Raw genomic sequence first — 21821 nt, 5'->3', positions numbered from 1 at the left:
CGACCCCATTCACGCTGTCAACGGTTCAGAGCGTCGGCGGTCCTTGCTCGATGACGGCCCGCGTCTCGGCGACGGACAGTGGCGGGATCCATCGGCCCCACCACGTCGCACCGGCTTCCGCGAACGCGCCCGGGTCCCCGCCGCTCACCTTCACGTCGAGATCCCGCTCCGCGAGCAGTCCCCGAACATCGTCCGGCGTGATCTGCTGCGGAGCACCCGTACTGCCTTTGTAGGCACACGATCCGTCCCACTGGAGAATCCTCCGCCGTACGGCAGGCACCAGAAAGTTGCCCCCGACCCAGATCGGCACCCGCGGCTTCTGCACCGGCCGCGCAGTCAACTGAGCGTCCTTCAGCGTGTAGTGCTTCCCGCTGAACGTCACCGGCCGCCCGGTCCACAACTCGTCGATGACCGCGAGCCCTTCGTCGAGCATCTCCGCGAGCACCCGCGGACTGTTCCGCTCGAGAAACGGATCACCCGGGTCCCCGATCCCGACGCCGAGGATCATCCGCCCGTTCGACAGGTGATCCAACGCCACAACCTCCGCCGCCACCTTCCACGGCCGTCGGCGGGGAAGCGGCGTCACCGTCGTACCGATCCGGATCCGCTCGGTGGCCATCGCCATACCCGCCAAACAGATCCACGGGTCGTACGTCGGCTGCGACGCATCCCCCTGGTAGACGAGGTAGTCCTCCAAGAACATCCCGTCCCACCCAGACCCCTCCACCACTCGAGCCAGCTCCGCCAACCCGCGCGGATCCCGCCCCACCCCCACCGCCCCCACCGTCACCGAAAACTTCACCCACCCGACGCTAACCCCACCCACCGACAACCCCCCGCTGCGCCCGATCCAACGCGAGGGGGGTAACCCCTCCTGTTGGGGGTTATCCACTGGTACACCAGCGGAGAACCCAGCACGCGAGGGGATATCCGTTCGCGTTGGATGGGCGGTCGGGCGGGGTGAGGGGGCGTGCGGAAGAACGGGTAATGCGGGGGCGGGACGGTGTGCCGGCGAGCGTGGTGGCGGTTGGGGGTGGCGTTGGGGGGCCTGCACTACCCGTTCTTATGTACGTCAGGCGGTGTGGCCGCCGTCGATGGTCAGGGCGGTGCCGGTGATGTAGCTGGCGTTGGGGCCGGCCAGGTAGGTGATGGCGGCGGCTACTTCGGTGGCTGCGCCGAAGCGGGGGAGGGCCAGGTTGGTGAGTTGGGCGGCGGCGAAGGGGCCGTCGGCGGGGTTCATGTCGGTGTCGATCGGGCCAGGGTGGACGACGTTGGAGGTGATGCCGCGGGGGCCGAGTTCGCGGGCTAGGCTCTTGCTCAGGCCGGTCATCGCGGACTTGCTCATCGCGTACAGCGTCATCCCCGGCCCGGGGACCCGCCCGGTCACGCAGCTGCCCAGGTGGATCATCCGGCCGCCGTCGGACAGCCGCGGTACGGCGGCCTGCGCAGCGGCGTACGCACCGCGGACGTTGACCGCGAGCACCCGGTCGACGTCCTCCAGAGTGAGCTCGGTGATCGGAGCGATCGCGCCGACACCGGCGTTGTTGACCAGGATGTCCAACCCGCCAAGGGCTTCCGCAGCCCGCCGTACGCCGTCACCGACCGCCACCGCATCACCCGAGTCGACGGCGTACGCGAACCCGCGCCGCCCGAGGGCCTCGATCTCCTTCACCACCGCAGCCGCGGCGTCCGCGGACGAGTTGTACGTGATCGCGACATCCGCGCCACGCTCCGCCAGTGCGACAGCGGCCGCCGCGCCGATCCCGCGGCTGCCGCCGGTGACCAATGCCTTCTTGCCAAACAGTTCGTTCATGCCTTCAAGTTCAGCGGCGCGACGACTGCGAAGCTGGCGAGAATCGGCCACCGGATCCTCGCGTCGCAAAATCGCGACCGCCACACCTCCATGTCGTAAATCCGCTAGGAACTGTCGGTGGCGGCAGGGATGCTGGAGGACGTGTACGAGTGTAGGGAGCGATGCATCCGGGCGGTGCAGTCCAAGGACGCGCGGTTCGACGGGTGGTTCTTCACGGCGGTCCTGACCACCAAGATCTACTGCCGGCCGAGTTGCCCGGTGGTGCCGCCGAAGGTGGAGAACATGCGGTTCTACCCGAGCGCCGCAGCCGCCCAGCAGGCCGGGTTCCGCGCCTGCAAGCGGTGCCGTCCTGATGCGAGCCCGGGCTCACCCGAGTGGAACGACCGCGCCGACCTGGTCGCGAGGGCGATGCGCCTGATCGCGGACGGCATTGTCGACCGGGACGGCGTACCAGGGCTAGCAGCGCAGCTCGGGTACAGCGTCCGCCAGGTGCAACGCCAACTCCAGGCCGAGCTCGGCGCCGGTCCGCTCGCGCTCGCCCGGGCGCAACGTGCGCAGACCGCGCGGCTGCTGATCGAGACGAGTGAGCTGCAGATGGCGGACGTGGCGTTCGCCGCCGGGTTCTCCAGCGTGCGGACCTTCAACGAAACCGTGCAGGAGGTCTTCGCGCTCGCGCCGACGGAACTGCGACGCCGAGCCCGCCGGGGTACGACGTCGGCCGCGCCCGGCACGATCTCGCTCCGGCTCCCGTTCCGCGCCCCGTTGACGCCCGACAACCTGTTCGGTCACCTGATCGCGACCGGCGTATCAGGTGTCGAGGAGTGGCGCGACGGTCACTACCGCCGCACCCTGCGACTCCCGCACGGGCACGGTGTCGTCGCCCTGCGACCGATGCCGGATCACATCGCCTGCCAGCTCTCGCTCACCGACCAGCGCGATCTCGCGATCGCGATCAGCCGGTGCCGCCGGATGCTCGACCTCGACGCGGACCCGGTCGCGGTCGACGACCTGCTCAGCACCGATCCGGTGCTCGCTCCGCTGATCGTGAAGGCGCCCGGCCGCCGGGTCCCGCACACGGTCGACGGCGAGGAGTTCGCCGTACGCGCGGTGCTCGGCCAGCAGGTGTCGACAGCAGCGGCACGGACGCACGCGCATCGCCTCGTGCTGCAGCACGGCGAGCCGATCGAGGACGCGGCCGGCGGGCTCACGCATCTGTTCCCGACGATGCAGGCGCTCGCGGAGCTCGACCCGGAGACGCTGGCGTTCCCGAAGTCCCGCCGTACGACGCTCACCACGCTGATCGCGACACTCGCGCGCGATGAGATCGACCTGGGGGCCGGCGCCGACTGGGATCGTGCGCGCGAGCAACTGGCCGCGCTGCCCGGGATCGGGCCGTGGACGGTGGAGTCCATCGCGATGCGCGCGCTCGGTGACCCGGACGCCTTCGTGGCCAGCGATCTGGGCATCCGGTACGCCGCGCGTGACCTAGGCTTGCCCGAGGCCCCCAAACTCCTGACCGACCACGCCCGCGCGTGGCGGCCTTGGCGTGCGTACGCCGTGCAGTACCTGTGGGCCACCGGCGACCATGCGATCAACAAGATCCCCACGGAGTGACGAATGACCGAACTGACCACCGACCGGCTGCTACTGCGCAACTGGCGCGACTCCGACCGGGAGCCGTTCGCCGCGCTGAACGCGGACCCGGCCGTGATGGAGCACTTCCCGGCCCTGCAGACACGTGAGCAGAGTGACGCCCTGATCGACCGGCAGATCCCCGCGATCGAGGAGCGCGGGTGGGGGCTGTGGGCGCTGGAGGTGCGGGACACCGGCGAGTTCATCGGGTTCACCGGGTTGTCGGTGCCCAGCTTCGACGCGCCCTTTCTGTCAGCCAACAGCAGCCTGCCGGGCGTCGAGATCGGCTGGCGGCTCGCGAAGGGTGCCTGGGGCAACGGCTATGCGACCGAGGCGGCGCGGGCCGCGCTGGCGCAGGGGTTCGGGCCGGGCGGGCTGGAGGAGATCGTGTCGTTCACCGCGACCCCGAACCTGCCGTCGCAGCGTGTCATGCAGCGGATCGGCATGGTGCACGACGAGCCCGGCGACTTCGACCACCCGCGCATCGCTGACGGCCACCGGCTGCAGCGGCACGTGCTCTACCGGATCGATCGTGCGCAGTGGGAGTCCACCCGGTGACGTACGCCGTCGTCGACAGCCCGCTCGGTCCACTCACGCTCGTGGGGACCGATGCGGGCGGGTTGACCGGGCTCTACATGGACCGCCAGCGCTACCGCCCGGAGCAGGCTGGCTACGGTGATCGCGACGACGCGGCCCTCCCCGCGGTGGCCGAGCAGTTGGACGAGTACTTCCATCACGGCCGCACGACCTTCGACGTACCGCTGCATCTCGTCGGTACGCCGTTCCAGCGCGAGATCTGGACCGCGCTGCAGGACATCCCGTACGGCACGACCACGACGTACGGCGGTCTCGCGGAGACGCTCGGTCTGAAGCCGGGGTCGGCTCGGGCGGTCGGGCTGGCGAACGGGAAGAACCCGATCAGCATCATCGTGCCTTGCCATCGGCTGGTTGGGTCGACCGGCAATCTCACCGGGTACGGCGGTGGCATCGAACGTAAGCAGGCGCTGCTGGATCACGAACGCGGAGAAAAACTGCTCACTGGATGAGCACTTATCCGGCGCATGCTGGTTTCATGAACGAGAACGAGGCGCTGAAATGTGCGGATGTCGACGAGTGGCGTGGGTGGCTGGGCGCCAACGGTCGGAGTGAGCGGTCCGTTTGGCTGGTCGTGCATCGTGAGGCGGATGGTCTGAACCTCGCGGCTGCGGTTGAGCACGCGTTGTGTTTCGGGTGGATCGACAGTAAGACGGTCCGGCGCGATGGGCGGACGACGTACCAGTGCTTTACGCCGCGGAATCCGCGGAGTACCTGGAGCAAGGTGAATCGGGAGCGTGTCGAGCGGCTGACCGCGGCGGGGCTGATGATGCCGGCGGGGGAGGAGCTTGTCGCGCATGCTCGGAGCACCGGGACGTGGGATTTGCTCGCCGACGCGCAGAACCTGATCGTGCCGCCCGACCTGCGGGCCGCGCTGGCGGCCGACCCGCAGGCGGACGAGAACTTCCGAGCGTTCCCGCCGTCGGCCCGCCGGACGATCCTCGAGTGGATCACCCTCGCCAAGCGCGCCGAGACGCGAGAACGCCGGATCGCGGAGACGGTCGAGCAGGCCGCCGCCGGCACCCGCGTGCGATGAGGGTCAGCCGGCGGGACCGGGTGGTGGGGGTCAGCCGGCTGTGGTGGCGGTGTCGTCGAGGCGTTCGGCGGTTGGGGCTTCGGTCGGCTCGGCGGGCTTGGTGGGTTTGCGGGTGAGGCGGCGGGCGAGGGGCTCGGTGTAGCGGGCGGCGACCGGGCCGAGGATGACCAGGATCAGCACGTACGCCGTGGCCAGCGGACCGAGTTTCGGTTCGACCCCGACCGCGAGACCGGCGATGACGATCGAGAACTCGCCACGCGCGACCAGCGTCCCGCCCGCTCGCCACCGACCCGCGGACGAGATGCCCGCGCGTCGAGCGGCGTACCAACCGGTGAGGATCTTGGTGCCTGCGGTCAGGATCGCCAGCCCGAACGCGATCGCCAGCACCGGCGGGATCTTCGCCGGATCGGTGCTCAACCCGAAGAACACGAAGAACACCGCCGCGAACAGGTCACGCAGCGGACTGAGCAGGTTCCGAGCGCCGTGCGCGACCTCGCCGGACAACGCGATGCCGACCAGGAACGCACCGACGGCCGCCGACACCTGCAGCTGCTGCGCGATCCCCGCGACGAGCAATGTGAGGCCGAGGACGACGAGCAGCAGCATCTCCGGATTGTCCGAGGAAACGGCCCGGCTGATGACGCGCCCGTACCGGAGCGCGATGAACAGCACCACGCTCACCGTCCCGAGCGAGATCAGCAGCGTCATGCTCCCGCCGGCCAAACCGACGCCGGCCAGCAGCGCGGTGAGGATAGGCAGGTAGACCGCCATCGACAGGTCCTCGAGCACCAGAATCCCAAGAATCACTGGGGTTTCCCGGTTACCCAGCCGGCCGAGATCTCCGACGACCTTCGCGATCACACCGGACGACGAGATCCAGGTGACACCGGCCAGCGCGACCGCCGCGACCGGACCCCAACCGAGCAGCAACGCCACGGCCGCACCAGGCAGCGCGTTGAGCAGGAAGTCGACCACTCCGGAGATGTACTGCGTCTTCAGGGTCCCGACGAGATCGGACGCGGTGTACTCGAGCCCGAGCAGCAACAGCAGCAGGATCACGCCGATCTCGGCGCCGGTGGCAACGAACTCCTCACTCGCTGCCAAGGGCAACAACCCGCCGTGCCCGAACGCCAGACCGGCAAGTAAATAAAGAGGAATCGGCGAGAAGCCGAGACGACCGGCGATCCGCCCGAGGATGCCCAGGGCGAGGATGACCGCGCCCAACTCGATCAGCAGGGCAGTGATGTTCTCGTGCATACTCAGCCGGCGATCAGATCGGCCACGGCGTCGACGCCCTCGCGGGTGCCGACCACGACCAGGGTGTCGCCGATCGCGAACCGGAAGTCCGGCGTCGGCGACGGGGTCGCCCCGGTACGCCGCAGTACCGCGACGATCGACGCACCGGTGCGGCTGCGTGCCTGGGTGTCGCCGAGGGTCCGGCCGGAGTACGGCGACTTGGCGGTGATCGGGATGTGCTCCGTGACCAGGTCGATCTCGATCTCGCCGCGGACCGGGTCGAGCTGCTCCGGGATCAGCAGCTGCGCGAGTGCGGCCGCCTCGCCCTGACCTAAGGGGACGGTGGCCTGGCACTCGTCGTCGTCCTCGGGATTGTGGAAGCCGAGGAACCGCCGCCCGTCGTTGTGCACCACCACCGAGACATGCTTGCCCCCATCGGTGACCAGGTCGTACCGGATCCCGATACCGGGCAACGTCGTCTTGGTCGGGTGGTGGTTCATGGTGCTCCGATCAATAGCAGGCGTCTCAATAGCTGGCGTCTGCAACCATTCTCTCAAACTCCGGCAAGCTTGTTCGGACAAGTGGTGTGACCTGGGATGCAATCAGGTGCAGTGCAACTGGTTGCATAGGTAGCCTCGGGTCATGGCACTGGAGCACGCGATTCTGGTTTCGCTGACCGAGCGGGCCGGGTCCGGGTACGAGCTGGCCCGGCGGTTCGACCGGTCGATCGGGTACTTCTGGCCGGCCACGCACCAGCAGATCTACCGGGTGCTGCGGCGGATGGACGAGGCGGGCTGGGTCAAGCACACCGAGATCGCCCAGGACGGCCGCCCGGACAAGAAGGTGTACCGGGTCGCGGCGGCCGGGCGTGCGGAGTTGTCGCGCTGGCTGGCCGAGCCGGAGGATCCCGCCGTACTGCGGGACGGGCTGGGGGTGAAGCTCCGCGGTGCCTCGCTCGGCTCGGTCGATCTCGTACTGAGTGAGATCGAGCGGCACCGGGCCGAGCACGCGACGCGGCTCGAGGTCTACCGCGGGATCCAGGAGCGCGACTTCCCGAAGCCGTCCGGCCTGCGCGGCCGTGAGCTGCACCAATACCTCGTACTGCGCGGCGGTGTCCGCGCCGAGGAGTCCTTCGTCGCCTGGTGCGACGAAGTGATCGACGCCCTCCGGAAGGACAACCGATGAGTTCGTATCCGCACCTGCTGGAGCCGTTGGATCTCGGCCATGTCGTGTTGCCGAACCGGGTGATCATGGGGTCGATGCACACCGGGCTCGAGGACCGGTTGCGCGATCTGCCCAAGCTGGCGGCGTACTTCGCCGAGCGTGCTCGCGGCGGCGTCGGCCTGATGGTGACCGGTGGCTACGCGCCGAACCGCACCGGCTGGCTGACACCTTTCGGATCGACCCTCATCAACCGGCGGCAGGCCCGGAAGCATCGCCTGCTGACCGATGCCGTGCACGCCGAAGGCGGCCGGATCGCGCTCCAGATCCTGCACGCCGGCCGGTACTCGTACCACCCGTTCAGCGTCTCCGCCTCCGCCCTGAAGGCCCCGATCAACCCCTTCAAGCCGCGCGCCCTGTCCGATCGCGGTGTCCGCAAACAGATCGAGGCGTACGTCGACTGCGCGGCGCTCGCTCGCAAGGCCGGGTACGACGGCGTCGAGGTCATGGGGTCCGAGGGGTACTTCATCAACCAGTTCCTGTCCGAGCGGACGAACAAGCGGACCGACCGCTGGGGCGGCAGCCCGGAGAACCGGCGCCGGCTCGCGGTCGAGATCGTCCGACGGACCCGCGAACGGGTCGGCGACGACTTCCTGATCATCTACCGGCTGTCGATGGCCGACCTGGTCGAGGGCGGGCAGACCTGGGATGATGTGGTTGCGCTGGGCAAGGAGATCGAGGCCGCCGGGGCGTCGATCATCAACACCGGGATCGGCTGGCACGAGGCGCGCGTCCCGACCATCGTCACGTCCGTGCCCCGGGCCGCGTTCACCAGCGTGACCGCGGCGTTCAAGCCGCACGTGAAGATCCCGGTCGTCACCTCGAACCGGATCAACCTGCCGCAGGTGGCCGAGGAAGTCCTGGCCCGCGGTGACGCCGACCTGGTGAGCATGGCCCGCCCGTTCCTGGCCGATCCGGAATGGGTGCTTAAGGCAACTACTGACCGCGCCGACGAGATCAACGTCTGCATCGCCTGCAACCAGGCGTGTCTGGATCATGTGTTCGCGAAGAAGAAGGCGAGCTGCATGGTCAATCCGCGGGCGGCTCGCGAGACCGAGCTGCAGTTGCTGCCGACCCGGCGTACCAAGAACATCGCTGTCGTCGGGGCCGGACCGGCCGGTCTGGCCGCCGCGGTGACGGCGGCGGAGCGCGGGCATCACGTCGAGTTGTTCGAGGCGGACGCGGAGATCGGCGGACAGTTCGGGATCGCCCAGCAGATCCCGGGCAAGGAGGAGTTCGCCGAGACGATCAGGTACTACCGGCGGCGGCTCGAGCTGACCGGCGTCAAGCTGCACCTCGGCCGCCGCGCCGGCGCCGACGACCTGACCGGCTTCGACGAGATCGTTCTGGCGACCGGCGTCGTACCGCGGGTGCCCGCGATCCCCGGCATCGATCACCCCAAGGTCCTTTCGTACGTCGAGGTTGTCCGCGAACGCAAACCGGTCGGGGACACGGTCGCGGTGATCGGCGCCGGCGGGATCGGGGTGGATGTCAGCGAGTTCCTCACCACCACCTCGCCGGATCTCGCCGCGTGGAAGGCGGAGTGGGGTGTCGGCGATCCGACGCTGCTCCCGGGTGCGCTCGCCGTACCGCAGCCGGAACCGTCACTGCGGAAGGTGTATCTGCTGCAGCGCAAGGCCGGGAAGATCGGCGCCGGGCTCGGCAAGACGACTGGGTGGGTGCATCGGGCGGCGTTGAAGAACAAGCAGGTCGAGCAGTTGCGTGAGGTGAACTACGAATGCATCGACGACGACGGCCTGCACATCACGTTCGGCCCGAAACGCGAGAAGGCGCGCGTACTGGCCGTCGACACGGTCGTCGTCTGCGCCGGCCAGGAACCAGTCCGCGACCTCGCCGAAGCACTGCAGGCCACCGGTCGGCCCGTCCACCTGATCGGCGGAGCGGACGTAGCCACCGAACTCGACGCCAAACGAGCCATCGAGCAAGCGACCCGACTGGCGCTCACGCTCTGAGGTACTAGTGCACCTCGGCCGGTGCACTAGTGCGCGCTGGCGTCATGCCCTTCACCTAGTGCACTGTACAGCGTACGCGCACTAGTGAGAGGGATGGGGATATGAAGACTGTGCTGATTTCCGGTGGTGGGATTGCGGGGCCGGCGCTGGCGTTCTGGCTGCGGCGGTTCGGGTTCGCGCCGACCGTGGTCGAGATCGCGGCGGGGCCGCGGCCGGGTGGGCAGACCGTGGACCTGCGCGGGGTGTCGCGGGTGGTGGTCGAGCGGATGGGGCTGATGCCGGCCGTCGCCGAGCGGCAGCTGCACGAGCGCGGGCTCGCGTACGTGAAGGCCGACGGGCGGCAGGCCGCGGCGATGCCCGCGGAACTGCTCGACGGCGCCGGGCCGGTTGCTGAGATCGAGATCCTCCGCGGCGACCTCGCCGAGATCCTGGCCGGCGCGACGAGCGAGGTCGAGTACCTGTACGGCGACTCGGTCACCGAGCTGACGCAGGACCCGAGCGGCGTCGACGTCACGTTCGCGAGCGGCACGCGGCGGCGGTTCGATCTCGTGATCGGGGCGGACGGGGTGCATTCCCGGGTACGGCGGCTCGCGTTCGGGCCGGAGGAGCAGTTCGTGCGCCACCTCGGCGGTTACACGTCGTACTTCACGATCGAGGCGCCGGAGGATCTGGGGCACTGGATGAAGCTCCACACCGCGCCGGGCGGGCGCTGGGTCGGCCTGCGGCCGGATCGCGATCCGCGGTTCGTGAAGGCGCTGTTGAGCTTCCGGTCGCCGGTGCTCACCTACGACCGGCGTGATGTGGAGGCGCAGAAGCGGCTGGTGCGGTCGCGCTTCGAGGGCCTCGGCTGGCACACCAAGCACATCCTGAACGAGTTGGACGCGGCCGACGACTTCTACCTCGACAGCATCAGCCGGGTCGAGGTGCCGGAGTGGTCCCGCGGACGGGTCGCGCTCGTCGGTGACGCCGGGTACTGCGGTTCACCGCTGGCCGGCCACGGTACGGCGCTCTCCCTCGTCGGCGCGTACGTGCTGGCGGGCGAGTTGGCCGCTGCGCAGGGCGATCACGTCCGCGCGTTCCCGGCGTACCAGGCCCGGATGCAGGCGTACGTCGAGCAGCGGATGGAGCTGCCGCCGGGTGGGGTCAAGATGGCGATGCCGATGAGCCGGTTCGGGATCGCGTACCGCGACCTCATGCTGCGGGTGATGACCTCGCGGCTGCTGGCCGGCGTACTGGCGAAGATGGCGGTCGCGAAACCGGACGCGATCGAGCTGCCGGACTACTCAGTCGAGCGGGGACACCCACTCGGGGTTGCGGCCGAGGAGGCCGAGTAGCTGGTCGAGGTCGGGGGCCGTGCCGGAGACCTTGACGCTGCGTTCGAACGCGTAACCGGCGCCGCGGTTCGCCTCGGTGTCGGGGATCCGGCGGGCCAGGGTGAGCGCCAGTTCGACCATGTCCGGCGGCGGGTTGTACGGGACGTCGATCGCGCGGGCCAGGTCCCAGGCGTGCACGATGCAGTCGAGCTGGTGGAAGGTCAGCGCGATCCGGCGCGGGAACGAGCCGAACTCGCGGACCTCCACCAGCCGGTCCAGGGCGCCGCCGTCGGCGAACGCGTCCGCGACCCGGACGTTCGAACGGCGGTAGGCACCGGCCGGGTTGTCGCCGAGACGACCGCCGGTCCAGACGTGCACGGAGGCGGAGCCGTTCAGCGCGGCCGCGGCGAGGCCCTCGTTCTGGCTGACCAGGTGGCGCATCAGTCCCCGCACCGTCCAGTCGGGGCACGGGGTGGGGAACCACAGATGCTCGGGCCGTACCTGCATGACGACTTCCCCGAGCACTGCGCCGGCCCTACGATCCAGATCCCGGATGTCCATCCGCGTTCCTTCCGTCGGCTGCCCAGCCGAGCATAAGACGGGTACGCCGCATCCCGCAGAAAACCGCGTGATTCACAAGGGACAACCCGCACGCAGACAGCCCGACCTGCAACAGGTCGGGCTCAGGTGTCGCGGGGGAGTCAGGCGCCGGCTGCTTCTTTCGCGGCGGCCTTTGCGGCCTTCTTGAAGTTGCGGACCTGGCCCAGGGACGCGGCGTCGGTGACGTCGGCGATCGAGCGGTGCGAGCCCCGGTCGCCGTAGTGCCCGGCGGCCTCGCGCCACCCCTTCGGCTGCACGCCGCGCTGTTTGCCGAGCAGCGCCAGGAAGATCTTCGCCTTCTGCTCGCCGAATCCGGGCAGCGACTTCAGCCGCTTCAGTACCTCGGCGCCGTCGGGCTTCGGGCGGCCGGAGAGCCAGATGTTGGCGGCCTCACCGTCGTACTTCTCGATGATCTCCTGCGCGAGGGCGTGCACCCGGCGGGCCATCGAGCCGCCGTACCGGTGGATCGCCGGCGGCGTGACGCAGAGCTCGACGAACGTCTCCAGGTCGGTCGCGGCGATCTTGTGCAGGTCGAAGCCGTCCATCCGGTTCGCGATCTTCAGCGGACCGGAGAAGGCGTGCTCCATCGGGTACTGCTGGTCGAGCAGCATGCCGACCAGCAAGGCGAACGGGTCGTCGTTGAGCAACGTGTCGGCATCCGGATTGCCGGTGAGGTGCAGTTCGCGCAGCATGCCGCCCATCTTGACACGGAGGTCAGCGCACAGGCACCCGCGTTCGCCAGAGCAAGTAGACGAAGTACGGGGCTCCGATGAGGGCGGTCAGGAGGCCGGCTGGGATTTGGGCGGGGGCCAGGACGGTGCGGCCGAGGCTGTCCGCGAGGCTGACCAGGATCGCGCCGAGGAGTGCGGCGACCGGGAGGACCCGGGCGTGGCGTCCGCCGACCAGTGCGCGGGCGGCGTGCGGGGCGACCAGGCCGACGAAGCCGACGACGCCGATCGCGGACACGGCGGCTGCCGTCAGGAGCGCGGATGCTAGCAGTGCTAGCAAACGGGTCCGCTCGAGTCGTACGCCGAGGATGCGCGGTACGTCGTCGTCCAGCGCGAGCAGATCGAGCTCACGCCGTACGTGCACGACGAACGGCGTGATTACTAGCAGCGCTAGCGCGACCGGGGCGACCTGCGGGAGCGTCCGGCCGTACGTGCTGCCGGAGAGCCAGGTCATCGCGAGACTCAGGTTCCACGGGTCGGTGGCGACGATCAGCAGCGTGATGATCGCGGTCGCGGCCGACGAGACGCCGACGCCGATCAGCACCAGCCGGTCCGAGCTGAGCCCGCCGCGCCACGAGATCAGGTAGACGAGGCCGAAGGTGATCACCGCAGCCGCCGCGGCCACCCCGGACAGCAGCCAGATACTTGCTGACGGCAACAGGATGAGGGTGGCGATCGCGCCGACCCCGGCACCGCCGGTGATCCCGAGGATGCCGGGTTCGGCGAGCGGATTGCGGCACACGGCCTGCACCGTCGTACCGGCGATCGCGAGCGCGGCACCGCACAGTACGGCGGAGACGACGCGAGGGAAGCGCTGGTCGAGGACGTAGGTGATCGCCCGTCCGGAGCGGCCGTTGATCCAGTTCACCAGGTCGCCGGTGCGCAGGAACGCGTCGCCGGTGAGCATCGCGGTGAGTACGGCGGCGATCAGCAGAACGACCAGTCCTGCGGCCACGAGCAGGAAGGTCCGGCGGCTGCGGAGCCCGCTGCCGGTTCCGGCGGGGGAGCGGCTCGGCCCGGAGTCGCGGTGCCGGCGGGCCAACCAGATCAGGACGACCGCACCGACCACCATCGTCATGATGCCGGTCGGGATCTCCACGCCGGCCTGGCCGCCGAACGCGGCGCGCAGTACGACGTCCGACGCCAGTACGACGAGAACACCGGCGAGACCGCAGAGCGGGAGCAGGACGCGGTGCCGGAGCAGACCGGGGACGAGCGGGGCGAGGAGCCGGACCAGGACCGGGGCGACCAGGCCGACGAAACCGACCGGTCCCGCGACCGTGACGGCTGCCGCGGAGAGCAGGACTGTGACGAGGGTGGTGAGCACACGCGTCCGGCGTACGTTGACACCGAGGACCGAGGCGGTGTCGTCGCCGAGGGTGAGGATGTCGAGGTTCGCGGCCAGGAGGAAGGCGCCGACGATGCCGACGGCAACGACCGGGGCCATCTGCGTGACCGCGTGCAGGTCGGTCTGGACGAGGGTGCCGGCGCCCCAGGCGAAGGTCCCGACGGTCTCCTCGCGGAACAGCAGCAGCATCAGCGTCGTCACTCCGCCCAACGCCATCGCAACCGCCGATCCCGCCAGGATCAGCCGCGTCGGCCCGGTCGAGCCGCCGGCGGACAACGCCAGTACCAGGCCTGCGGCCGCGAGCCCGCCGACGAACGCGACTCCGCCGGCGGGCAGGACCGGCAACGACACCCCGAACGCCGCGACCACAACGACTGCCAGGTAGGCGCCGGCGTTCACCCCCAACGTGTCCGGCGAGGCGAGCGGATTCCGTGCCAACGACTGCAGCCCGGCTCCCGCCACGCCCAACGCCACACCGACGAGCACCCCGGCCAGCAACCGTGGCAGCCGCGAGGCCACCAGTACGTTCGCCGCGTTGTCGGTCCCCTGCCCGAACACCAGCCGCACCAGGTCGGTCGCGCCGACCGATGAGGTCCCCTGAGTCAGGTGCACAGCGGCAAGGACAACGATGGCGACGCACGCGAGCACGACCAGGCCCGCGACGCGAATCCTGCGTACCGGCTGCCGGAGGCTTTCGACCTCCGGCACAGGCGCCGTCAACTGGGTCAAGAGGTGACTGCCTGGACCGCGGCGTCGATGAACTGCTCGGTGGACTTCGGGCCGCCGAACATCCAGATGCCGTCCGAGAGCCGGTGGACCTGGCCGGACTTCACGAACGGAAGGTTCTTCCAGATCGCGTTGCCGGCCAGGTCGCCGCCGAACACGTCGCCGCCGTCGTTCTTGTTCGCGATGTAGAGGAAGGCGCCGTCGGGCAGCTTGGTCAGGCCCTCGAGGTCGGTCTGCGCGAGGCCGTAGTCCTTGTCGCCAGCGCCGGTCCAGCCGTTCTTCAGGCCCAGTTCGGTGGTGACCGCGCCGAGCAGCGAGCCGGTCGTGTACATCCGGATCGAGATCGTGCTGCCCTGCTTGTACCCGTCCGCCATCGTGAAGCCGGTGCCCGCCTTGCCGGCGTCCGCGATCTTCTGCTTGCCGTCGGCAACCGCCTTGTCGAAGTCGGCGGTCAGCTGCTTGGCCTGCTCCGACTTCCCGACCGCCTGCCCGATCAGGTCCAGGTTGGTCTTCATCTGCGGGATCGCGTTCGCCGCATCCGCGCCGCGGATCACCAGTACCGGCGCCGCCTTCTCGATCTGCGCGATCGTGTTCGCCGCCTCGTCGGTGGTGGTGACCACCAGATCGGGGTTGAGTGCGACGATCGCGTCGACGCTGGCCTCGCCGCGGGTGCCGACGTCCTTGACCGACGGGTCGAGCTTGGCCGCGGTGACCCAGTTCGTGTAGCCCTTGGTGTCCGCGACCCCGACCGGCATCACGCCGAGCGAGATCAGGTTCTCGGCCGCGCCCCATTCCAGCGCGACCACCTTGGTGGCCGGCGCCTTCAGGTCGAGCTTCTTGTTCCGGCCGTCGGTCAGCGACACCGGCTGCGCGGCAGCCTGGCTTGCGTCGTCGGATGCGGCGGGTTCACTCGTGCCGCAGGCCGTCAGGCCGAACAGGGCAGCAGCGATCAGGGCGATGGCGGTTCGTCTCATCAGGATGACCTCAGATAGTTGTGATGCGGGTCAGGTGTTTGCCGATGGGGCGGGTGCTGACCAGCCCGGTGGCCGGATCGGTGCCGACCTCGATGGTGATGCCGTACGTCTCGGTGAGCGCGTCGGCCCGCAGTACCTCGTCCGGCGTTCCGGTCGCGCGTACTCGCCCCTGATCGAGTAGCGCGATCCGGTCCGCCACCGCGGCGGCCTGGTTCAGGTCGTGCAGTACGACGCCGACCGCGACCCCGTGCTCGTCGGCGAGCTCGCGCATCAGGTCGAGGATCTCGATCTGGTAGCGCAGGTCGAGGAACGTGGTCGGTTCGTCGAGCAGGAGTACGCCGGTGTTCTGCGCGAGACACGTCGCGAGCCAGACCCGCTGCAGCTCGCCGCCGGAGAGTTCGTCGACGCCGCGCTCGGCCATCGCGGTGACGCCGGTGACACTCATGGCGTGCTCGATCGCCCGCGGACCGTCCGCGTCGTCGTTGCGCCAGCGGCTGCGGTACGGATGCCGCCCGTAGCCCACGACGTCGCGGACACTGACGCCGTTCGGCGTCGGCCGGGACTGCGACAGCAACGTCACCTTGCGGGCGAACTCCTTCGCCGACAGGTCGAGCGCGTTACCGCCGCCGGGGAAGGTGATGCTCCCGGCGTCCGGGTGGTGCAGGCGGGCCAGGGCGCGCAGCAGCGTCGACTTCCCGCTGCCGTTCGGTCCGACGAGCGCGGTCACGCTCGCGGCCTCGATGTGCAGCGAGGCGCCGTCGACCACCGGGCGGCCGTGGTATCCGAGCCGCAGATCGTCGCCTGTCAGCCCCACCGATTCCTGCATGGCGCTGAGGATAGCCTTACCTTAGCTGACATGTCAGCTGCCGGTCTCGATCTGAGATAGTGCGCGTACGATGTACGTGCACTAGGGTTGGCGTATGTCTGAGGCGCCGTACCAGGTCATCGCCGCGGAGTTGCGGCGGCGGATCGAGGCCGGGGAGTTGCTGCCGGGGGACCGGGTGCCGTCGACGCGGGCACTGGTCCGCGACTTCGGGGTGGCGATGGCGACCGCGACGAAGGCGTTGCAGGTGCTGCAGGCCGACCAGCTGGTGCATCCCGCGCCGGGGGTCGGGACCGTGGTGGGTCCGCCGCCGCGTTCCCGGCGTACGGCGGTCGCTCCGGATGGAGTGCCGGACCTCAATCGCGACGAGGTCGTGCGGATGGGGATCGCGATCGCGGACGCCGAAGGGCTGGCGGCGTTGTCGATGCGGCGGATCGCGGCCGAGCTCGGGGTGTCGACGATGGCGCTCTACCGGTACGTCGGCGGTAAGGACGCGCTGGTCGTGCAGATGGTGGACGCGGCGATCGGCGAGTTTCCGTTAGGGGAGATTCCGGCGTACTGGCGGGATGCGGTGACGGCGGTCGCGCGCGTGCATTGGGCGGCGTACCGGCGGCATCTGTGGTTGGCGAGTGCGATCAGTCTGAGCCGGCCCCAGTTGGTGCCGCGGCTGCTGCCGCACACGGACGCGGTGCTGCGGGCGTTGCGCGGATTCGAGAAGGGCGCCGCGCTGTCCACGGTCATCAGCCTGTTCGCGTACGTGCGCGGGATCGCGCTTGTGATGGAGTCCGAAGCGCAGGCCGAGCAGGACACCGGGATCACCGCGGACGAATGGGCCACCCAGCAGGGCGAGCAGTTGGCGGCGATGATCACGGCCGGAAACCTGACCGCGTTCCAGGACCTGCTGGCCGACGGCTTCGACTACGAGTACGACCTGGACCAGTTGTTCGAATTCGGCCTCGGGGTCTTCCTCGACGGCCTCGCTGCACGGCTACGCTGAGTGCTGACGACTTCTCCGGAGGTGGCGATGGAGCCTGTGTTCGCGCCGGGTGTGCCTGTTGGCGTGCGGCGGTTGTACGAGCACCGGCCGGAGTTGTTCGTGGCGGCCGACGCGCCGCGGCCGAAGCGGCAGACGTCGTGGTCGGTGGCGCCGGGCAACACGTTCGGGACGTTGCTGGTGTGGATCGCGGTGTGTGTCGGCGGGTGGATCCTGGCGTTGATCATCATGGCGGCGACGCTGCCGACCGCGGTGGCGGCGTGGGGTGCGGTCGCACTCGCCGGGGTCGCGGCGCTCGCGACCGGCGGGATCCTGGTGAAGTCGGCGGTCGAGGACCGCGGGCACAAGGCGGTCCGGATTCAGCACCGGAAGTACCTGCTGCCGGAGGATTTCGACGAGCCGGCCGCGCGGTTGCTCGCGCGGGCGCAGCGGGCCGTGAAAACGGTGCTTGAGGCAACAGTTACCCGGCGCGGCCTGCTGGACGACGTACAGAACGAGCTCGTGCTGCCGGAACAGTTGTGGGACATCGCGCAGGTGCTCCGTGAGCAGACAGTACTGCGGGCCAGGCAGCAGGACGTCGCGCGCGGAATGGCGACCGCCGAGCTCGACGCCGTACTGGGACCGCAACGTCGCGCGCTTGCGCTCTCGGTGGACGCGATCAAGCGCAAGGTGGATCTGCTGGACCGGTACGCCGACCGGGTCCGCTCCGCTGATGCCGCACTGCGCGCCGAGGCGGCGCTGGATGATGGCGACCGCTACATCGAGCTCCTCGCTCGTACGGAGCCTGTCGGCGACACGTCCGTCGTACAGGGCTTCACCGACGAGGCGAGTGCCCTGAAAGACACCCTCACCCGCTCCATCAACGCCGCCCGAGACGCCGGCCGCACCCTCGCCCTACCCGAATAGCTGCTGCTCTTGCTCGGGGGTGAGTCCGATGTTCAGCTCCGGCTCGCCGCGGTCCTTGTCCCAGTGGAGGACGTCTTCGACGGTCTTGCGGAGGGGAGTGACGGGCATGCCGGCCGCGCGGGCCTTGGCCGGGTTGCGGCGGCGTTCGCCCCATTCGGACTCGGGGTCCATGAGGGGGAAGCGGCGCGGTACGGCGTCGAACGGGACAGGGACGATGTCGACGGTGCTGCCGGACAGCTCGGCCGCGGTCCGGATCAGTTCGGCGATGGTGGAGTCGGGGCCGATCGCGTTGTAGGCGCCGGCGCGGTTGTCCGTGACGAGTCGCGTGATCAGGCCGGCGACGTCGCGGCTGTCCACCAGTTGGAGCGGTGCCTCGGGCTTGGTCGGGAGCGCGACGCGGCCACCGCGGGCGCCTCGCCGGATCCAGTAGAGCGCCGTACCGGACGAGTCGCCGGGACCTGTCACTCGACCCGGGCGGACGAGCGTCGCGCGATCGCCGTACCGCTCGACGACGTCGTCCTCGCACGCGACCTTGCAGGGTCCGTACGTGTCGTTCGTGAGTACGTCGGCATCGCGCAGCGGCTCGCGGCGTGGTGCAGTCTCGTCGGTCCCGGCCGGCAGGTCCCGTACGTAGACCGCGTGGCTCGAGATGAACACGTACCGCCCGACGCGGTCCCCGAGCACGTCCATCGCCTGATCGACGTCCCGCGTCCGGAAGCCGCTCGTGTCGACGACCGCGTCCCATTCGCCGGTCCGCAGCGCCGAGTAGTCGCCCGTCTCCCGATCCCCGATCAGCTGCGTCACGCCCGCGGGGAGCGGCGTACCACTCTTCCCGCGACTGAACGACGTGACCTCGTAGCCCTGCGCCAACGCGTCGTCCACGATCGCGCGCCCGACAAACCCGTTCCCACCCAGCATCAGAATCCGCACAACCGATGAACTTAGTCCCCGCAGTCCGATTAGGCTCGCGGATATGACGAACACGGTGGTGGTTGCCGGTGGCACCGGCGCGCTCGGGGTCGCGGTGACCGGCGAGTTCCTGAGGGCCGGCTGGCGGGTCGTCGTACCCGGTCGGACTGAGGAGTCCCTCGCGCGCCTCGGTACCGATCCGGCGCTCAATCCGGTGGTCGCCGACCCCTTCGACCCGGCCGGTACGGCGGACGTCGTCGCGCTCGCCACCTCGGACGAGAACGCGCCGCTGACCGCCCTGGTCAACCTCATCGGCGGTTTCGCGTCCGGGGCCCGGGTGCACGAGACGCCGATCGAGGACTTCGAGAAGCAGCTCCGGCTCAACCTGCGTCCGACGTACCTGATCACCCAGGGGGTCCTGCCGCATCTGATCGCGGGCGGTGGTGGAGCGATCGTTTGTACGTCGAGCGGCGCCGCGCTGCGACCGTTCTCCGGGGCGGCCGGATACATCACTGGGAAGGCCGGCGTGATCGCGTTCGCCGACGCGCTGCACGCGGAGTACACGCGGGACGGCATCCGGGTGAACACGATCCTGCCCGGCACCATCGACACCCCGGCGAACCGCGCCGCGATGCCGAACGCCGACACCAGCAAGTGGACCCCGCCGGACCGGATCGCCGCCGTGGTCCGCACGCTCGTCGAGCTCGAAGGTTTCAACGGCGCTCATCTGACCGTTTGACAACCGATTGACCCTGTAACACGTCTGAAGAGGTAAGGGCGCGGGTACTTGACGCACACTGGACGTGGGGAACGACGGGGCGACAGGGGTGCCGATGGGGAGTGCACGCGCGACGGCGAGGCGGCCGCGGTCGATGCCGAAGTTGCTGGGGTTCACCCTGTTGGGCGCACTGATTCCAGGACTCGGGCTGATCGTCGGCGGGCGCCGGCGGATCGGTGCGTTCGTGCTCACGCTCTTCCTCGGCCTGGTCGGGCTCGGGGTGTACGTCGGGCTCGCCCGGCGGGACGAGGTGCTCGCGGCCGCCGTCGTACCGAGCCGGCTCTTGATGACGTCGGTGGTGATCGGCGCGGTCGGGTTCTGCTGGATCGTGGTGATCGTGGCCTCGCACCGGTCGTTGCGCCCGGCAACGGGTGGGGCCGGCGGACGGGCCTTCGGCGCCACCTTCGTCGGGCTGCTGTGCTTCGCGATCGCGGCACCGGCGGCGATCGGCGTACAGAGCGTCCTGGCGCAGCGGTCGCTGGTGCAGGACGTGTTCCAGGCCCAGGGTGAGAGCAAGAGCGCGACCCGGCCGTCGACGGTCAACGTCAAGGACCCGTGGGAGGACAAGCCGCGGCTGAACCTGCTGCTGCTCGGCGGGGACGACGCGCCGAGCCGCGAGGGCGTGCGGACCGACACGGTGATCGTCGCGAGCATCGACACCAAGACCGGGAACACGGCGCTGGTCTCACTGCCGCGGAACCTGACGTTCATGCCGTTCCCCGCGGACTCGCCGCTGCGCAAGTACTACCCGAACGGCTTCGGCAAGGAAGGGCTCAGCCTCGACGGGCGGCTGGAGTGGATGCTGACCGCGATGTACCAGAACGTCCCGGACGCGCATCCCGGCATCCTCGGACCGTCCGACAACGAGGGCGCGGACGTGGTGAAACAGTCCGTCGGCGAGGCGATCGGGCTGAAGCTGGACTACTACCTGCAGGTCAACCTGCAGAGCTTCCCGGAGATCGTCGACGCGCTCGGCGGGATCCGGGTGAACGTGAATGAGCGGGTCGCGATGGGCGGCGTCAGCAGCTCGCACATCCCGCCGAAGGAATGGATCGAGCCGGGTCCCAACCAGCACCTCGACGGGCGGCACGCACTGTGGTTCGCCCGCGGGCGGTACGGCGCCGACGACGACCAGCGGCAGGTCCGGCAGCGGTGCGTGATCAAGAGCATCGTCGACGCGGCGGATCCGCAGACGCTGGTCACGAAGTACAAGGCGATCGCCCGCGCCGGCCAGCACCTGCTGCGGACCGACATCCCGCAGGAGCTGCTGCCCGCGATGGTGCAGCTGGCGCTGAAGGTGAAGTCGGGGACGGTCTCGAACGTCACGCTCGACTCCGACAAGCTGCGCCTGAAGTACCTGCACCCCGACTACCAGGCCCTCCGCGACACGGTCGAGAACGCCCTCGAGTCAGCGCCCGCCCCGACGCCGACCACTCCCACCACGCCGACCACCCCCGGCACCACCCGCAAGCCCACCACCACAACAACCGCACCGCCCGGCCCGACCCAGAACCTCGCCGACGCCTGCGCCTACAACCCAGCGGGAGACCAGCCGAGCTAGCTGGGCGGACCTGCAAGCAGGCAGAACCCTGCTTCTGTGGTGTTTCAGCCCTGATTACTGGGGTTCTGCCTGCGTGGCGGTCCGGCTGATGGGCCGGCCGAACAGCGCCTCGGCGACCGCTTCGAGGTGGGGGAGGATCTCCTCCTCGGTGGCCTTGGTGAGGGTGGGGGTGCCGACGGCGGTGCGGAGGATGCCGATGCCGAGGAGCCACGCGGCGAAGAGTTCGGTGCGGAGGTTCTTGTCCTCGTTGCCGTCGGCGAGCTGGGACAGTACGTCGAGGTAGCCCTCGCACACCTGCTGCCGGAGGCGGTCCTTGGTGTCCTCGTGACCTGACGACCGGAGCATCGCGATCAGCGGATGCTCACCGGCGTACTCCGTCCAGTCCTCGAACACCAACTGCCGCAACAGCTTCGCGGGCAGCTCCTCGACCGGCCCGTCCGGCAGGACGACGGGAGCGGACGATCCCGCCATCGCTTCGGTGAACAGCCCGGACTTGGACCCGAAGTACCGGAACACCAGCGCCGGGTCGACACCCACGTCGCCGGCCACGTCCCGGACGCTCGTCCCGTCGTACCCGTCCCGCGCGAACCGGAGCCGCGAACACTCCAGCAGCCGGGCCCGGGTCGCCTCCCGATCCCGCTTGTGCGCCATCCGCC

Annotated in this window: 22 protein-coding genes; 11 read left to right on the top strand and 11 right to left on the bottom strand. The window is 69.6% G+C overall.

Going from position 1 to position 21821, the window contains the following annotated elements:
* Window positions 1–25: 25 nt before the first annotated feature.
* Together ACLJOO_RS04390 and ACLJOO_RS04385 are read right to left on the bottom strand one after the other, a co-directional pair.
* Window positions 26–802 carry an LLM class flavin-dependent oxidoreductase gene (locus ACLJOO_RS04390; protein ID WP_410785514.1) on the bottom strand — a complete coding sequence of 259 codons (777 nt, stop codon included), beginning with the start codon at window positions 800–802 and terminating at the stop codon, window positions 26–28.
* Between the two features lie 270 nt (window positions 803–1072).
* Window positions 1073–1813: an SDR family oxidoreductase gene (locus ACLJOO_RS04385; RefSeq protein ID WP_410785513.1), complete on the bottom strand. Its 741-nt coding sequence runs from the start codon at window positions 1811–1813 to the stop codon at window positions 1073–1075.
* 141 nt (window positions 1814–1954) lie between these two features.
* Here ACLJOO_RS04385 and ACLJOO_RS04380 point away from each other — a divergent pair, with 141 nt between their 5' ends.
* Genes ACLJOO_RS04380 through ACLJOO_RS04365 form a run of 4 tightly spaced genes read left to right on the top strand, consistent with a single transcriptional unit; the run spans window position 1955 to window position 5075 of the window.
* On the top strand, window positions 1955–3427 hold the full coding sequence (locus ACLJOO_RS04380) for an AlkA N-terminal domain-containing protein (protein WP_410785512.1): 1473 nt from the start codon (window positions 1955–1957) through the stop codon (window positions 3425–3427).
* Window positions 3428–3430: 3 nt separating this feature from the next.
* Window positions 3431–4003, top strand: a complete 573-nt coding sequence (locus ACLJOO_RS04375; RefSeq protein ID WP_410785511.1) for a GNAT family N-acetyltransferase — start codon at window positions 3431–3433, stop codon at window positions 4001–4003.
* The gene (locus tag ACLJOO_RS04370; protein ID WP_410785510.1) at window positions 4000–4491 is read left to right on the top strand and encodes a methylated-DNA--[protein]-cysteine S-methyltransferase; all 492 of its coding nucleotides are present in this window, start codon (window positions 4000–4002) and stop codon (window positions 4489–4491) included. Before ACLJOO_RS04375 ends, ACLJOO_RS04370 begins: the two co-directional genes overlap by 4 nt.
* Before the next feature lie 26 nt (window positions 4492–4517).
* Window positions 4518–5075 carry a YdeI/OmpD-associated family protein gene (locus ACLJOO_RS04365; RefSeq protein ID WP_410785509.1) on the top strand — a complete coding sequence of 186 codons (558 nt, stop codon included), beginning with the start codon at window positions 4518–4520 and terminating at the stop codon, window positions 5073–5075.
* A gap of 30 nt (window positions 5076–5105) precedes the next feature.
* Here the strand turns inward: ACLJOO_RS04365 and ACLJOO_RS04360 are convergent, their stop codons facing one another.
* Window positions 5106–6332: a cation:proton antiporter gene (locus ACLJOO_RS04360; RefSeq protein ID WP_410785508.1), complete on the bottom strand. Its 1227-nt coding sequence runs from the start codon at window positions 6330–6332 to the stop codon at window positions 5106–5108.
* A 2-nt stretch (window positions 6333–6334) separates the two neighbouring features.
* Window positions 6335–6811, bottom strand: coding sequence for a cation:proton antiporter regulatory subunit (locus tag ACLJOO_RS04355; protein WP_410785507.1), 477 nt, complete (start codon window positions 6809–6811; stop codon window positions 6335–6337).
* Between the two features lie 142 nt (window positions 6812–6953).
* Here ACLJOO_RS04355 and ACLJOO_RS04350 point away from each other — a divergent pair, with 142 nt between their 5' ends.
* The 3 genes from ACLJOO_RS04350 (at window position 6954) to ACLJOO_RS04340 (ending at window position 10839) form a co-directional block, all read left to right on the top strand.
* Window positions 6954–7496: a PadR family transcriptional regulator gene (locus ACLJOO_RS04350; protein ID WP_410785506.1), complete on the top strand. Its 543-nt coding sequence runs from the start codon at window positions 6954–6956 to the stop codon at window positions 7494–7496.
* Window positions 7493–9505 carry an FAD-dependent oxidoreductase gene (locus ACLJOO_RS04345; RefSeq protein WP_410785505.1) on the top strand — a complete coding sequence of 671 codons (2013 nt, stop codon included), beginning with the start codon at window positions 7493–7495 and terminating at the stop codon, window positions 9503–9505. The genes ACLJOO_RS04350 and ACLJOO_RS04345 overlap by 4 nt, the downstream gene beginning before the upstream one ends.
* Before the next feature lie 101 nt (window positions 9506–9606).
* On the top strand, window positions 9607–10839 hold the full coding sequence (locus ACLJOO_RS04340) for an FAD-dependent monooxygenase (RefSeq protein ID WP_410785504.1): 1233 nt from the start codon (window positions 9607–9609) through the stop codon (window positions 10837–10839).
* On the opposite strand, the gene ACLJOO_RS04335 is transcribed toward ACLJOO_RS04340, so the two are convergent.
* The 5 genes from ACLJOO_RS04335 to ACLJOO_RS04315 all read right to left on the bottom strand — a co-directional run bounded on the left by ACLJOO_RS04335 (window position 10789) and on the right by ACLJOO_RS04315 (window position 16020).
* On the bottom strand, window positions 10789–11379 hold the full coding sequence (locus tag ACLJOO_RS04335) for a TIGR03086 family metal-binding protein (RefSeq protein ID WP_410785503.1): 591 nt from the start codon (window positions 11377–11379) through the stop codon (window positions 10789–10791). The two genes, ACLJOO_RS04340 and ACLJOO_RS04335, sit on opposite strands and share 51 nt — an antisense overlap.
* A 140-nt stretch (window positions 11380–11519) precedes the next feature.
* Window positions 11520–12110, bottom strand: coding sequence for an HhH-GPD-type base excision DNA repair protein (locus ACLJOO_RS04330; protein WP_410785502.1), 591 nt, complete (start codon window positions 12108–12110; stop codon window positions 11520–11522).
* 22 nt (window positions 12111–12132) lie between these two features.
* Window positions 12133–14223, bottom strand: a complete 2091-nt coding sequence (locus ACLJOO_RS04325; protein ID WP_410785501.1) for an iron ABC transporter permease — start codon at window positions 14221–14223, stop codon at window positions 12133–12135.
* Entirely contained in the window at window positions 14220–15194 is a 975-nt protein-coding gene (locus tag ACLJOO_RS04320) for an ABC transporter substrate-binding protein (protein WP_410785500.1), read from the bottom strand. Before ACLJOO_RS04320 ends, ACLJOO_RS04325 begins: the two co-directional genes overlap by 4 nt.
* Before the next feature lie 10 nt (window positions 15195–15204).
* Complete coding sequence (locus tag ACLJOO_RS04315; protein WP_410785499.1) at window positions 15205–16020, bottom strand: ABC transporter ATP-binding protein; 816 nt, start codon at window positions 16018–16020, stop codon at window positions 15205–15207.
* A gap of 94 nt (window positions 16021–16114) precedes the next feature.
* Between ACLJOO_RS04315 and ACLJOO_RS04310 the strand changes: the two genes are divergently transcribed.
* Window positions 16115–17014: a GntR family transcriptional regulator gene (locus tag ACLJOO_RS04310; RefSeq protein WP_410785498.1), complete on the top strand. Its 900-nt coding sequence runs from the start codon at window positions 16115–16117 to the stop codon at window positions 17012–17014.
* A 27-nt stretch (window positions 17015–17041) separates the two neighbouring features.
* A complete protein-coding gene (locus ACLJOO_RS04305; protein ID WP_410785497.1) occupies window positions 17042–17917 on the top strand; it encodes a hypothetical protein in 876 nt (291 codons plus the stop codon).
* On the opposite strand, the gene ACLJOO_RS04300 is transcribed toward ACLJOO_RS04305, so the two are convergent.
* Window positions 17906–18847 carry an NAD-dependent epimerase/dehydratase family protein gene (locus ACLJOO_RS04300; RefSeq protein WP_410785496.1) on the bottom strand — a complete coding sequence of 314 codons (942 nt, stop codon included), beginning with the start codon at window positions 18845–18847 and terminating at the stop codon, window positions 17906–17908. The genes ACLJOO_RS04305 and ACLJOO_RS04300 overlap by 12 nt on opposite strands.
* A 43-nt stretch (window positions 18848–18890) precedes the next feature.
* On the opposite strand from ACLJOO_RS04300, the gene ACLJOO_RS04295 reads away from it, so the two are divergent.
* Both ACLJOO_RS04295 and ACLJOO_RS04290 read left to right on the top strand, forming a co-directional pair.
* Window positions 18891–19565, top strand: a complete 675-nt coding sequence (locus ACLJOO_RS04295; protein WP_410785495.1) for an SDR family NAD(P)-dependent oxidoreductase — start codon at window positions 18891–18893, stop codon at window positions 19563–19565.
* Between the two features lie 133 nt (window positions 19566–19698).
* A complete protein-coding gene (locus ACLJOO_RS04290; RefSeq protein ID WP_410785494.1) occupies window positions 19699–21165 on the top strand; it encodes an LCP family protein in 1467 nt (488 codons plus the stop codon).
* A 54-nt stretch (window positions 21166–21219) separates the two neighbouring features.
* On the opposite strand, the gene ACLJOO_RS04285 is transcribed toward ACLJOO_RS04290, so the two are convergent.
* The gene (locus tag ACLJOO_RS04285) at window positions 21220–21816 is read right to left on the bottom strand and encodes a TetR/AcrR family transcriptional regulator (RefSeq protein WP_410785493.1); all 597 of its coding nucleotides are present in this window, start codon (window positions 21814–21816) and stop codon (window positions 21220–21222) included.
* Between the last annotated feature and the right edge of the window lie 5 nt (window positions 21817–21821).

The sequence above is a fragment of the Kribbella sp. C-35 genome, assembly GCF_046549195.1.
In the GTDB taxonomy this organism is placed as follows: Bacteria; Actinomycetota; Actinomycetes; order Propionibacteriales; family Kribbellaceae; genus Kribbella.
This window is presented reverse-complemented; position numbering and strand designations above follow the sequence as displayed.